Annotated in this window: 11 protein-coding genes and 1 pseudogene; 7 read left to right on the top strand and 5 right to left on the bottom strand. The window is 61.1% G+C overall.

The annotated features are described in order from the left end of the window. From ACE04F_RS02765 to ACE04F_RS02755, 3 genes and pseudogenes are all read left to right on the top strand, one after another. Positions 1-202 (top strand): annotated as a pseudogene (locus tag ACE04F_RS02765) (IS110 family transposase); the annotation flags it as partial. Positions 203-732: 530 nt separating this feature from the next. Beyond that, entirely contained in the window at positions 733-1,161 is a 429-nt protein-coding gene (locus ACE04F_RS02760; protein ID WP_486104661.1) for a DUF2231 domain-containing protein, read from the top strand. Then, positions 1,158-2,450, top strand: coding sequence for a PQQ-dependent sugar dehydrogenase (locus tag ACE04F_RS02755; RefSeq protein WP_486104660.1), 1,293 nt, complete (start codon positions 1,158-1,160; stop codon positions 2,448-2,450). Before ACE04F_RS02760 ends, ACE04F_RS02755 begins: the two co-directional genes overlap by 4 nt. A gap of 54 nt (positions 2,451-2,504) precedes the next feature. Here the strand turns inward: ACE04F_RS02755 and ACE04F_RS02750 are convergent, their stop codons facing one another. Next, entirely contained in the window at positions 2,505-3,455 is a 951-nt protein-coding gene (locus ACE04F_RS02750) for a DNA/RNA non-specific endonuclease (RefSeq protein WP_486104658.1), read from the bottom strand. A gap of 71 nt (positions 3,456-3,526) precedes the next feature. Beyond that, positions 3,527-4,876 carry an OprD family porin gene (locus ACE04F_RS02745; protein ID WP_486104656.1) on the bottom strand — a complete coding sequence of 450 codons (1,350 nt, stop codon included), beginning with the start codon at positions 4,874-4,876 and terminating at the stop codon, positions 3,527-3,529. A gap of 197 nt (positions 4,877-5,073) precedes the next feature. Here ACE04F_RS02745 and ACE04F_RS02740 point away from each other — a divergent pair, with 197 nt between their 5' ends. After that, the gene (locus ACE04F_RS02740; RefSeq protein ID WP_486104654.1) at positions 5,074-5,853 is read left to right on the top strand and encodes an EAL domain-containing protein; all 780 of its coding nucleotides are present in this window, start codon (positions 5,074-5,076) and stop codon (positions 5,851-5,853) included. Between the two features lie 67 nt (positions 5,854-5,920). Here the strand turns inward: ACE04F_RS02740 and ACE04F_RS02735 are convergent, their stop codons facing one another. Beyond that, positions 5,921-6,829 (bottom strand): LysR family transcriptional regulator, encoded by a 909-nt coding sequence (locus tag ACE04F_RS02735; RefSeq protein WP_486104652.1) that lies wholly within the window; start codon positions 6,827-6,829, stop codon positions 5,921-5,923. 145 nt (positions 6,830-6,974) lie between these two features. Here ACE04F_RS02735 and ACE04F_RS02730 point away from each other — a divergent pair, with 145 nt between their 5' ends. Beyond that, positions 6,975-8,033 carry a LysR family transcriptional regulator gene (locus ACE04F_RS02730; protein WP_486104665.1) on the top strand — a complete coding sequence of 353 codons (1,059 nt, stop codon included), beginning with the start codon at positions 6,975-6,977 and terminating at the stop codon, positions 8,031-8,033. On the opposite strand, the gene ACE04F_RS02725 is transcribed toward ACE04F_RS02730, so the two are convergent. Beyond that, positions 8,030-8,398: a hypothetical protein gene (locus ACE04F_RS02725; RefSeq protein WP_486104650.1), complete on the bottom strand. Its 369-nt coding sequence runs from the start codon at positions 8,396-8,398 to the stop codon at positions 8,030-8,032. The genes ACE04F_RS02730 and ACE04F_RS02725 overlap by 4 nt on opposite strands. A gap of 309 nt (positions 8,399-8,707) precedes the next feature. Between ACE04F_RS02725 and ACE04F_RS02720 the strand changes: the two genes are divergently transcribed. Continuing rightward, complete coding sequence (locus ACE04F_RS02720) at positions 8,708-9,460, top strand: SDR family oxidoreductase (protein ID WP_486104648.1); 753 nt, start codon at positions 8,708-8,710, stop codon at positions 9,458-9,460. A gap of 45 nt (positions 9,461-9,505) precedes the next feature. Continuing rightward, a complete protein-coding gene (locus tag ACE04F_RS02715) occupies positions 9,506-10,519 on the top strand; it encodes an alpha/beta hydrolase (protein ID WP_486104646.1) in 1,014 nt (337 codons plus the stop codon). A gap of 64 nt (positions 10,520-10,583) precedes the next feature. On the opposite strand, the gene ACE04F_RS02710 is transcribed toward ACE04F_RS02715, so the two are convergent. Next, a complete protein-coding gene (locus ACE04F_RS02710) occupies positions 10,584-12,296 on the bottom strand; it encodes an amidase (protein ID WP_486104663.1) in 1,713 nt (570 codons plus the stop codon). Positions 12,297-12,461: the final 165 nt, after the last annotated feature.

Below are 12,461 nucleotides of genomic sequence, written 5' to 3'. Positions count from 1 at the left end.
CCGATTGGCTCGTATGGATACGGCCTGCGCCATCAAGGCTACGGCTCACCAACTGGCCCGCCTGATCTACGCCATGCTGACCAAAGGCCAGCCTTACGTGGCGCAGGATATGGAAGAGTACGAGGCCAAAAGCCGTGATCGTCAGCTTAGAGCCTTACAGCGTAAGGCTACAAAGCTGGGTGTTCGAGTGATCGCGGCTTAAAAAAGCTTTGGAGAACAAGGGGATGGATTTTGTTTGATGAGAGCTTGCTCCCGCTGGATTGCGCAGCAACCCCAAAAGGCTGGGTCGTGATCAGCCTGACACACCTTGGTGATAGGGCTGGGGCCGCTACGCAGCCCAGCGGGAGCAAGCTCCCTCGCCACAAAAAGCTATGATCTCAAGGCTTTTAAGCTGACACCCAGCAGTGCCTTCCGTGGCGAGGGAGCTTGCTCCCGCTGGATTGCGCAGCAGTCCCAAAAAGGCTGGGTCGTGATCAGCCTGACACACCTTGGTGATAGGGCTTGGGGCCGCTACGCAGCCCAGCGGGAGCAAGCTCCCTCGCCACGGTTTGTATCGGCATGCCCCGTACTCCTTGTCATGCAAAACGCTGCGAACTGCCGCCTTACCCCAAGCGAAAAATCGGAACTATCGCTTTGGCGGCACGATCATTTCCCTAGGCGTTAATCAACGCGCCCCCGACGGCCCGGTTTCTCGCGGTAACCGCCAGGGACGCTGAACGATAAGGAGCTGTCATGACCGTTACCACCCATCCCCTCTACCGAAGCACGCCAGGTCCGCTTCATGCGGTCCTGCTTGCCGGTACCGTTCCGTTGTTTCTCGGGGCGCTGCTCAATGACATCGCGTACTACAAGACCTACCAGATCCAATGGAGCAATTTCGCCTCATGGCTGATTGCCGGCGGGCTGCTGTTCTGTGGGTTGGCATTGCTGTTTGCGCTGGCCAATCTGCTTCGTGCAGAGCGCAAGGCCGGGCGTCCGGTGGTGTATTTCCTGCTGTTGCTGGTGACTTGGGTACTCGGGCTGATCAATGCCTTCGAACATGCCAAGGACGCCTGGGCCATCATGCCCCAGGGCCTGGTTCTGTCGGTCGTCGTGACCCTGTTGGCCTGCGCTGCGGCGTGGGTCGGGCTGACCAATCTGCGTTCGGGAGGTGAGCAATGAAACCGCGCATCGCATTGACAGCCTTGAGCATGGCGCTGTTGCTGAGCGCCTGCGGAGGGGAAGGGGACGCCACTCAGGCACGCGGTCCAGACCCCAAATTGCCGGAGCCCCAGCGCGGGTTGTTGCCCAGCATGAAAATCGCCGAGCCGGTGCCCTGGGGCGAGCAGAAACCAACGGTGCCGCAAGGCTACGACATCACCGCTATCGCCACCGAGCTGAAGATTCCGCGCCAGACCCTGGTGTTGCCCAACGGCGACATCCTGGTGGCCGAAGGCCGTGGCGGAAACGCCGCGAAGCTCAAGCCCAAGGACGTCATCGCCAGTGTCATCAAGGCCAAGGGCAACACCCAGGTCAAGGGCGGCAATCGCCTGACGCTGTTGCGCGACGCTGACGGTGATGGCACCTACGAGCTCAAGACGGTCTTCGCCGAAAACCTCAACGCACCCTATGGCCTGGCGTTTGCCGACGGCAAGCTGTACGTCGCCAACCAGGACGCACTGGTGCGCTTCGATTATGAAGAGGGCCAGACCAAGGCCAGCGGGCCGCCCACCAAAGTCACCGACCTGCCGTCCGAGATCAACCACCACTGGACCAAGGCGCTGGCGATCAGTCCCGACGGACGCTCGCTGTACGTCGGCATCGGCTCGAACAGCAACGTCACCGAACGCGGCATGGAGGTCGAAATCGACCGCGCCATGGTCTGGCAGATCGACGCCGCGACAGGCGCTCACAAACCCTACGCGACCGGTCTGCGCAACCCGACGGCGCTGAAGGTCGAGCCTGGCTCCGGGCAGTTGTGGGCGGTGGTTAACGAGCGCGACGAGTTGGGCCCCGACCTGGTGCCGGATTACCTGACATCGGTGCGCGAAGGTGCGTTTTATGGCTGGCCTTATAGCTACTGGGGGCAGAACGTCGACCCGCGCGCGCAACCACAGGATCCGCAAAAAGTCGCTGCGGCCGTCAAGCCCGACTACAGCCTCGGTTCCCACGTCGCGGCACTCGGTGTCGATTTCTCCATCCCGGCCATGGGCGAGCAATTTGCCGAAGGCGCCTTCGTCGGTGAGCACGGCAGTTGGAACCGTGACCAGCCGGTGGGCTACAAGGTCATTTTTGTGCCGTTTCGCAACGGTCGTCCCGCCAGTGAGCCGGTGGACTTCGCCACGGGGTTCCGCGGCGAGGATGGCAAGACCCGTGGGCGGCCCGTGGGTGTGACCGTTGATCCGCGCGGTGCGTTGATCATCGCCGATGACCTGGCGAACACCGTGTGGCGGGTGACCCGCAAGCCATGAACCTGGTGCCCGGGGCGCGCTGGCGTCCCGGGTAATCCCGCCGGTCGGTCCGTTTCACAGAAGGATATCTTCGGGCCCGCGGATGGCCGCTTCAATCCGTGTTCCGGTCAAGCGTTCCTCGTTCGAGAAACCGTCGTAGTCGGCCAAATCACCAAAACGAACACCCGTCAGCGTTTCAATCTGATCAACGCTGTGTCGATAGGTCTTGAGCGCCCCGAACAGGAGTTCCAGTTTTTCCAGCTCCCGGCGTTGGTCAATCATGTAGGCGCTGGCCGAGGGCTTGCCGTCGTCGCCGAGGAATGCCACGACTTTCCAGAACGCGGTGGGGATCTGCACACCCCGGTAGGTTGGATCATCTTCGCGCAGCAACGGCCCGGTGAATACCGTCGCCCTGGCTTTCCAGCGGCGAGTGTTGTCGAGGATATAGTCCTCGAGTTCCAGCCAGGTTTTCTGGTTGAAGGCGGCCATTTGTGGCGAGCAGTTGGTGAAGTGAAAGGTGTCGGCATTGGCCGTGTGCGCATCCTGGCCCCAGTTGGGGTCCTGGCGCCTGACCAGATGGCCGCGATCGAGCAGGTTGTCGGCATACAACTCTTCGCCGAGCTGCGCATCGCTGGGCAATCGCCCGTCATAGGCCCAGACATCGCGTCCGCGATCAACTTCGACGCTGCTGGCGCCATCGATATTGACACCCACCACAAGCGCCAATCGTCGACTTCGAGACATGGCGATGGAGAAATGGGTGTAATCCAGGCGATTCATGGCTGTGCCCGTCGGGTGGACGTCCTCTGCCTGGGCTGGATCCAGGGACGGCCAGGGCACCAGGAAATCGCCAAGAAAGTCGCTGCGGTAGCCCTCTCGATTTTCCAGCTGTGGTGCCGGAGTGATCCTGGGTTCCGCCTGTCTGCGCAGGGCAGCGGGAGCTGCCCGCAAGGATTGGACAAGCGGTTTGAGATCCGCAAGCCTTGGTCGGTGAGAGACGTTCGTCGCTGGTCCTGATGACGGCATGGCGCTTCCTCGCTGGGCTCGATGCCAATTATCATGCCGTCAGCAGCGTGAAGGTTTGATGATGCGGCTGTTCAGAACGGCCCCAGCTTCAGCGGGTACTGGAGGACGACGTACAGCCTGTCGATGTCATCGCCGGCCTGGGCGCTGTTGGCGCGGTGGGTGACGTGGGACAGTTGCAGCGACAGGTCCCTGGCCGGCCCCGATTGCACGACGTAATGCAGGTCCAGGTCGCGCTCCCAATGGCGACCGCCGTCCCCCTGCAGCGGGCTGTAGGTTCCCGTGTCGCTGTCGAACGGGTTGTAGGCGCCGCCCTTTGGCGCTTGGCTGCCGTCTATCCCGCTGCCGCTTACGTAGCGGGCCATGAAACTCAGGCCGCGGATGCCCAGCGTGCCCAGGTCGACGTCATAGCGAACCTGCCAGGAGCGTTCGCCTGGGCCATTGAAGTCGGCGTATTTGATCGAATTGGCGAGGTAGATGGAGTCGCCACCGACGAAATCGAAAGGCGTCTCGCCGTTGATTTTCTGATACGCCAAGGTGAATGCCTGGGCTTCATGCCGGTATTTGCCGGACAGACTGAAGGCCGTGTTGTCGATGGCGCCCGCGCTGGCCTGGCCATGGTCGCGGGTGTAGTAGACGTTACCGTCGAGGAACAGCTCGCCCAGCGTCGAATGCAGATTGGCGTAGTACTGGCGCCAGGTGTCGCTCAGCTCGGAAGCATAGAGCGCGCCGCCCACCGCACGGCCGCTGAACAGGTCGGCACCGATGAAGTCGATACTGCCATGGCGGGTACTTGCGCCATAACCGGAGAAATCACCTTTGGCGGTGGAAGCGTCCTGGTTCTTGAAGGCGCTGAAATGCCCCGCCTGCAGATCGATCTCATCGAATTCCTGGCTCGACAGCAACACGCCGCTGGCGTATTCCGGTTGCAGGCGCTTGTCCGCCGTATCGAATACCGGTGTCGCCACGGTCATTTCGCCCAACGCCAGGGTGGTTCGTGAGGTGTTGAATTTCAGCGCAGCGCCGGCGCTGGAGTATTCGTCCTCACTGCGTCCGTCTTCGTCCAGCGGCAGCAATCCCGTCCCCGAGTGACCCTTGCCGCCGTCCAGTTTCAAACCGACGAACCCATGGGCGTCGATGCCTGCACCGACGGTGCCGGGCGTGAAGCCGGACTCGAACGTGGCGATGAAGCCCTGGGCCCATTCCGCCTTGTAGCTCTTGCTCGCCGGGGTAGGGGACCGGTAGTCATTGTTGAGGTAGAAGTTGCGGCTCAGCACTTCAAATGACGCCCCTTGCAGGAAACCCTCGGCGGTTTGTCCCGCCAGTGCGGGTGCGCTTCCCGCGAGCAAAGCCAGCAGCCAGATCGGCTTCAGGGCGACCGGTGTTGGCCTGGGTACAATCATGTTTGTGGGGGCGGGTGACATACGTCTTTTCCGTGTGAACCAAGGCCTGAGCAGAGCGCCATTCTTGGTGACGTCGCGCGCAGGGGCGAGTTAAACGTTGTTAATTGCGTAACGCGGGCCCGACCGCACTCCAGAAAGCGCGACCCGTGCCGATTCAAGGGAGATTGCCTATAGTTTCTGCATCACAGGGACGCCCGCTGCCGCGACGGAACACTGATATGACCGCATCTTCTTCTCCTCAAACCTTCAAATCCCTTGGTTGCGCCGAATGTCGCGACCATTCGGCGTTGGGATTTGATTTCACCATGGCGTTCCAACCGATCTTCAATGTCCGCACGCGCACGGCCTTTGCCTATGAGGCTCTGGTCAGAGGCGTGAACGGCGAATCGGCGGGTTATATCCTGGGGCTGGTGAATGACAGTAACCGCTACCGGTTCGACCAGGCCTGCCGGGTCAAAGCGATCGAGGAGGCTGCCAGGCTCGGCATCCTCGACATTCCCGATTGCCTGCTCAGCATCAACTTCCTGCCCAACGCCGTGTACCGGGCCGAGACCTGTATACGGGCTACGTTGGAGGCAGCGCGGCAAAGCTGTTTTCCGCCGGACAGGCTCATGTTCGAGGTCACGGAAGGCGAAAGGGTGAATGACCCCGAGCACCTCAAGTCGATCTTCCTGGAGTACGAGCGCCAGGGTTTCACTACCGCGATCGATGATTTCGGTTCAGGCTACTCGGGGCTCAATCTGCTGGCGCTGTTCCAGCCCCAGGTGCTGAAGATCGACATGGCGTTGACCCGAGGCATCGACCAGGACCCGGTCAGGCGCGCGATTGTCGAGGGGATCATCCTGGTCGCCGGCCGGCTGGGGATTACCGTCATCGCCGAGGGCGTCGAAACGCGAGAAGAAAGCGCGACGCTGCTGGAGCTGGGCATCGAGCTGATGCAGGGGTATCTCTATGCGCGGCCCGAGACGGGGCGGCTAGCGGTTGGACGGTTTGAATGACGGCGCTGCGCTGTGAGCAGAACAGCGTCGTCCATGTTGTGCGCTCTGCCTGACTCCAAAGCCCCGGCTAGGAAACGCCTTTCAACAGCGCCTCGCATCTATCCTTCAAGTATCCGTAAAGCGCGCGGATAGCCGGTGTGAACTGTTTTCGGTGGGGGCATACGAAATTCAGCGGGTAGGGCTCGCCCGGGATATCCGGCAGCAAGATCTCCAGGCGCCCGGCTCGCACGTCGTCACAGATGTCCAGCCACGACTTGTACAGAATGCCTTCTCCGGCGATCGCACAGCGGCGTATGACGTCCGCATCGTCACTCAACACCGGGCCGTTGACGATCACGCAGTCGTTCTCCGGTTCTCTGGGGAACAACCAGCGGTCATAGAGCTTTCCGTTCAAATGAAAGCGCAGGCAAGCGTGCGCTGCCAGATCCTGCACCGTCTCCGGCCGGCCATGTAGATCCAGGTAAGCAGGGGCCGCCGCCACCACCCGGCGGTTGGCCGGCACCAGCGGCATGGAGACAAAATCGGCGTTCTGCAAGGTGCCATAACGTATGGCGACGTCTATCGGGTCGCGGAAGATATCGGAAACCTGATCCGAGAGCATGACGCGCAGCACCAAGCCAGGATTATCCCGGCGGAAATCCAGGAGCCAGGGCAACAGGACATTCCTGCCCAGGTCAGAAGCGCTCGCAACCTGCAGGACGCCCCGCAGTCCGTGGTCGCTCTGTTGCAGGCCGGCCTTGCCTTCGCTCAGCGTATGAAGAACATCCCGAGCGTAGGGCAGGTAGCGTTCACCCTCGGCGGTGAGACGCAGACTGCGGGTTGATCGGGCAAACAATCGCGTGTCGAGCTCACATTCCAAACGTTTGATGGCTGCACTTATCTGGGCAGGAAACAGGTCCATTTCCCTGGCCACCACCGAAAAACTGTCCACCGTTGCCACTCGCACAAAAATCGCGAGGTCATTGATTCTTATCATCACCCAAGCACCTTTGCAGGGATTGCGCCGAGGCTGCCAGGCAGCCCGTGTAAACGGCAGAGGCGCTTCAATTCCGTCCGGCGACAAAATAGGCAGTCGAGCGTAAAGCTGGAACACCTCCGAAGGTAAAATCAGACATGCCTTGATGGCACAAATCTGGACGATCCAATACTTCGCGAAGGTGAGTGATCCAACGTTAGAGGTACGCACGTTGTTAAAAGGGTCATGGAATGGCTATTGTTGTTCCATGAAAGCAAAAATCGGTTTGGACCGTTTGACCGGTCTCATCGCCTTCGCACGTACGGCATCCCTGGGTAGCTACACCGCTGCTGCCAGGGATCTTTCCGTATCGCCATCGGCCGTCAGTAAAAGCGTGCAGCGACTGGAGGAACATTTCGGGCTGCGACTTTTCAGTCGAACCACGCGATCCCTGGTCCTGACACCCGAGGGGCGTGAGCTCTACGAGCGAGCCCTGCGGGTGATTCGCGAGGTGGAAGAAATCGAGCAGGCTGCCGTTGCGTCGCGAGGGGAGCCGTCGGGGGTCCTGAAAGTGACCGCGCCGCTGCCCATCGGAGTGAATATTCTCGCGCCAGCGCTGCCGGCGTTTCGCGAGCGCTATCCGGCACTGACGGTAGATTTGCGGTTGGGTGACTCATTTTCAGACATCATCGAACAGGGTATCGACATCGCGGTTCGAGTCGGCAACCTGGCGGATTCACGTCTGGTTTCCAGGCCCCTGGCCCCGCATCGCGTATGTACTTTCGCTTCACCGGCCTACCTTGCCAAACATGGTAAGCCGCTAAGCATTGACGACCTGGCGAATCACGACTGTGTCAATTTCCGTTATCAAAGTACCGGGCAGGCGTTGCGTTGGCCGTTTCAGGTCGGCGAGCAAATAGTTGAAATAACGCCCAATGCGACCATGACCCTGGATGTCAGTGATGCCGTCGCCATGACGCTCGCCGCAGGCGGGGGCATTGGCATTTCTCCAACTTACGTGGCTGCGTCTTACGTGCAGCGAGGCGAACTGGTACCGGTATTTCCAGAGTACGCCGTGGACAAGTTCACCATTACCGCCCTTTGGCCAGAAAGTCGCCGGGGCAATCCTAACGTCAAGGCTTTCCTGGAGTTTCTCCGGGAGGTGTTCCCAACGCCTGCTCCTTGGGATCTGATTATCAAAGCGGCCAGCGATTCGCCGCGCTAGCCATCCTCTTGAGCACAACGGCGCGCCGACGCAGCGTTGCGGTCGGCCGCGTCTTCAATCGGGCCCTCGCTGCAACGGATCCAGCAAGCGTTTCGCTCGATCATGTAGCGAAACAGGACTTGAAGCTGTTCGCTGCAATAATGACGGTGCCGGCTGCCCTCATTCATCCAGATACCAGAAATCAGCCAGTGAAAAGGCGCCTGTTCTTCGTCCGTCAGCTTGTAATCAAGGCATCCCGGAAGCAGCGAAATGCGTAGAAGGGCTTCGCGAAGCGCCGGGCAATAGGCTGGAGGGGCCACTTGAAAACGCACGCTGATTTGACTGCGGCTGAGCAGAATTCGATGGTTCTCCACGATCAGGTTCATTGAAATACCTCGGCGCCGTTAGTGACTGATTGAGTCGCTCGGTTGTGCAAGCCCGGTCTGTAGAAGTACCGGCGCAACTTGCTGTACGGCTCGATCATAGTTCCCGGGGTACCGGTGAAAAAACCGGTTGGAGGAATTAACACCTGTATTAAAAATGTGTAAGTGCAGGTTTGAAATCGCGCCATTTAAATAGCTACGGTTCAGCTCCTGCATGCGGGGACGGCTGTATCTTCAATACGCGTGAGTTGATGATCGTTTAAGCCCGGAGTGCAAGTTTCGCAATCCGATCATCAGCACGAGGATTATCAGATGAATACCCCACTGGTTAAAAATAATGCCGGAGGCGGCGGCCTGGCTGGAAAAAACATCGTCATATTCGGCGGTACTTCAGGTATCGGCCTGGCGACAGCAATCCAGGCGAAACAGGCGGGAGGCAAGGTCCATGTGGTTGGCCTGGACGCTGCCAGGGCAGAGAGCGTCGCCACGCTGCACGGTTTCGATAGCTGGCGCGCTGCGGACATTACCCAAAGTGCGGCCGTGGCCGATGCGTTGACGGATGTCGAAACCGTGGATCACCTGGTACTGCTCGCAGGAACATTCGTGGCGGGGAAGGTGCTGGACGCTGACCTCGCTTATTTGCACCGCGCCTTTGACGAACGGCTCTGGGCGGCGATCCATGCCCTCAGGACGCTCGGCGACCGCCTTGCCAGGGACGGTTCGGTGACGTTCATTTCCGGTTCGTTGGCAGATCGACCCAACGCCTACGGTACCGCCGTGCTCGCGGCTGCGTCCGCCGCCATGGAGGCGCTGGCCCGCGGCCTCGCTCTTGAGCTCGCGCCGATTCGTTTCAACACCTTGTCCCCTGGCCCCATCGATACGCCTATTCTCGCCAAAGCCATGGGCGATGCTCGGGATGGCTTCGTTGCGGCGCTCGAACAGAGCCTGCCACTGCATCGCCTGGGGACCGCCAATGAAGCCGCTGCCGCCGTAGTGTTCCTGATGAACAACGGTTTCATGAATGGCGCCACGATCAACATTGATGGTGGTGCGCGCCTGGTATGAGGCAGGAACGCCACTTCAATTACTTCCAATCGCTTAGGAGCAAACATGAAAAAAACAGTGAAAGTCGTGCCTGCAATGATCGCACTGTCGGTCGGATCCGCCATGGCTGCCAACCCATCGCCTGAACATCAGACCCAGGCCTTTCTGGACGCATTGGCGGCAGGTGGCGGCAAACCTATCGAGCAGCTGAGCCCGGAGCAAGCGCGGGCGGTTCTTGCCGGTGCTCAGAAATCGGTTCAGGTCGACATGTCGGGGATTGAGGTCAGCGACAAGACGATCGTTGTGGATGGAAAAAGTATCAAGTTGACGGTGGTCAGGCCTGAGAACGCCAGGGGCACGCTGCCGGCATTCATGTTCTTCCATGGTGGCGGTTGGGTGTTGGGCGATTACCCGACGCATGCTCGACTGATCCGCGACCTCGTCGTCGCTTCGGGTGCCGTTGCGGTCTACGTTGACTACACACCGTCTCCGGAAGCTCGTTACCCCACGGCTATAAACCAGGCCTACGCCGCGACCCGATGGGTTGCCGAGCATGGCATGGAACTCAACGTCGACGGTCGGCGATTGGCGGTGGCCGGCAACAGCGTGGGCGGCAACATGGCGGCGGTCGTGAGTTTGATGGCGAAAGAAAACGCCACACCGAAGCTGCGATTTCAATTGCTCCTCTGGCCTGTGACCGACGCAAGCTTCGATACGGGTTCCTACCGGCAATTCGCCGAAGGTCATTTCCTGACCAAAAACATGATGACCTGGTTTTGGGACAACTACACAACCGACTCGACCGAGCGCGCGCAAATCCACGCTTCGCCACTCAAGGCCACTGTCGAGCAGTTGAAAGGCCTGCCACCGGCGCTGATTCAAACTGCGGGGCTGGATGTGTTGCGCGACGAAGGCGAGGCGTATGCCCAAAAGCTGGATGCTGCGGGCGTGGAGGTCACGGCGGTTCGTTACAACGGGATGATCCATGACTATGGTTTGCTCAACCCGTTGAGCCAGGTGCCGGAAGTCAGGGCTGCCATGCGGCAGGCAGGCAATGAACTCAAGGCCCATCTCAACTGAGGCTCCCCGAGCGCTACGTCGAGGTCTTTCAACAAGGGGGGCGGGGCGAGCCCCGCCAACCCTTTCAGTGCTTTGTCGACAACGGCGGGGTACGAGGCGGGATCATCCGTTTCGAGCCCGTTGACTCGAATGCCGAAGCCAGCTGCAGAAGTTTCGAATCGTCATAGGCACGGCCCGCGAACGTCAGCCCGACGGGCATGCCGATGTCCGCCATGACGCCCATTGGCACGGTGACGGTTGGCACGCCGAGGTGGCGGATGGCGAGGTTGCCGTTGGCGACCCAGACGCCATTGCTCCAGGCAATGTCGGCTGACTCCGGGTTGACGTCCGCGTCGGCGGGCCCGACATCCGCCACGGTAGGGAAGATCACCGCGTCCAGGCCAAGGCGCTCCATCCAATCCTCGAGATCGATCCGGCGTGTCTGTTCGAGGCCGCGCAAGCCATCGGGCAAGGTCGGGATCTGGTCCCACGGCGTGATGCCGCGCTGGGCCATCTTCACGTATTCGTCCATGCCGGCGGCAAGGTCGTCCTCGCGATTGGGCAGGGTGCCCGGGTCGTGCGGGAAAATCAGCGGTCCGTCGACGTCGGCCAGGCGATTGAGTTTCGGATCGCCGTTGGCCCGCAGGAAATCATCGAACGCCCAGGCCGACAGGTCCCAGAGTTCATGGTGCAGGAACTCCTTGGACACCAGGCCGCGGGTGAACACCGTCGGCGCGCCAGGACGATCGCCCTCGCAGTTGGACACCAGCGGGAAATCCACCTCGATCACTTCGGCGCCCTGGGCCTCCAAGGCTTTGCGCGCAGCTTTCCAGAGGGCAATCACCGACGGGCGAGTGATGATCCGTTGCCCGGTCGGGCCGCCGATGCCGGGTTTTTCAGCGGTGCCCGCTACGGGGTCGGCATTGATGTACATGCGCGGCACGCCGAAACGGATGCCGGCCAGCGCTTCGGGTTTGGCCGCAAGGCCCGGGTACGAGGCGGGACGCACCGAATCGACGGACGGAATCGGCACCCAGGGTTGCATGCGCCACAGGTCGCCACGGGGGTCGGGGTCGTTCGCTACCACCACGTCGAGCACTTCCAGCAGGTCGGCCATGGTCCTGGCATAGGGCACGACAACGTCCATTGTCGGCGTCAGGGGCCAGTTGCCGCGCACCGAGATCACCCCGCGCGAGGGCGTGTAGGCACACAAGCCATTGTTGGAGGCCGGTCCGCGGCCACTGGACCAGGTTTCTTCCGCGAGGCCGAAGGCGGCGAAACTGGCAGCGGTGGCGGTGCCCGCGCCGTTCGACGAGCCCGAGGCGAAAGGCGCGGTGAGGTAGCGGGCGTTGTACGGGCTTTCGGCGCGGCCATACACGCCGCGCTGCATGCCGCCGTTCGCCATCGGCGGCATATTGGTCTTGCCCAGGCAGATCGCCCCGGCGGCGCGCAGGCGCTCGATGGTGAAGGCGTCGCGATGGGCAACCAGGTCCTTGAAGGCCGGGCTTCCCGAGGCGGCGGTAAGGCCCTTCACCAGATAACTGTCCTTGGCGGTGTAGGGAATGCCATCGAGCGGACCTAACGTCTGGCCCTTGGCCCGACGGGCATCGGACGCCTTGGCCTCGTCCAGCGCAGCGGGGTTGCGAACCACCACTGCGTTGAGGGCGGTAGGCGTGTCGGGGCCGTCATAGGCGTCAATTCGGGCGAGATAAGCCTGGACCAGCTCGACCGCCGTGGTCTGGCCGGATTCCAGCGCAGCCCGGAGCTGGGCAATGGAGACTTCGGTGATTTCAATCATGCTGTTACCGCTGCGGCTGACGAAGGACATGAGGCGCGGGTCTGTTCAAGCAGAATTCCCGGACGCCTCATGTCTTCAAAAATTGGGGTCTGGTATCGGGTGCAGACTGTACTACGAGAGCGTGAGCGGAGCACTCTCCCTCTGAAATAACAACGGACTCCGTGG

This window comes from Pseudomonas sp. AGC41 (assembly GCF_057334555.1).
The sequence above is the reverse complement of the archived record's forward strand: the minus strand, read 5'-3'. Positions and strand labels throughout refer to the sequence as shown.

Bases quoted from the DNA above. Each gene is read 5' to 3' on its own strand.
- ACE04F_RS02760 (WP_486104661.1), top strand. From the start codon at position 733: ATGACCGTTACCACCCATCCCCTCTACCGAAGCACGCCAGGTCCGCTT.
- ACE04F_RS02755 (WP_486104660.1), top strand. From the start codon at position 1,158: ATGAAACCGCGCATCGCATTGACAGCCTTGAGCATGGCGCTGTTGCTG.
- ACE04F_RS02750 (WP_486104658.1), bottom strand. From the start codon at position 3,455: ATGCCGTCATCAGGACCAGCGACGAACGTCTCTCACCGACCAAGGCTT.
- ACE04F_RS02745 (WP_486104656.1), bottom strand. From the start codon at position 4,876: ATGTCACCCGCCCCCACAAACATGATTGTACCCAGGCCAACACCGGTC.
- ACE04F_RS02740 (WP_486104654.1), top strand. From the start codon at position 5,074: ATGACCGCATCTTCTTCTCCTCAAACCTTCAAATCCCTTGGTTGCGCC.
- ACE04F_RS02735 (WP_486104652.1), bottom strand. From the start codon at position 6,829: ATGATAAGAATCAATGACCTCGCGATTTTTGTGCGAGTGGCAACGGTG.
- ACE04F_RS02730 (WP_486104665.1), top strand. From the start codon at position 6,975: ATGGCACAAATCTGGACGATCCAATACTTCGCGAAGGTGAGTGATCCA.
- ACE04F_RS02725 (WP_486104650.1), bottom strand. From the start codon at position 8,398: ATGAACCTGATCGTGGAGAACCATCGAATTCTGCTCAGCCGCAGTCAA.
- ACE04F_RS02720 (WP_486104648.1), top strand. From the start codon at position 8,708: ATGAATACCCCACTGGTTAAAAATAATGCCGGAGGCGGCGGCCTGGCT.
- ACE04F_RS02715 (WP_486104646.1), top strand. From the start codon at position 9,506: ATGAAAAAAACAGTGAAAGTCGTGCCTGCAATGATCGCACTGTCGGTC.
- ACE04F_RS02710 (WP_486104663.1), bottom strand. From the start codon at position 12,296: ATGATTGAAATCACCGAAGTCTCCATTGCCCAGCTCCGGGCTGCGCTG.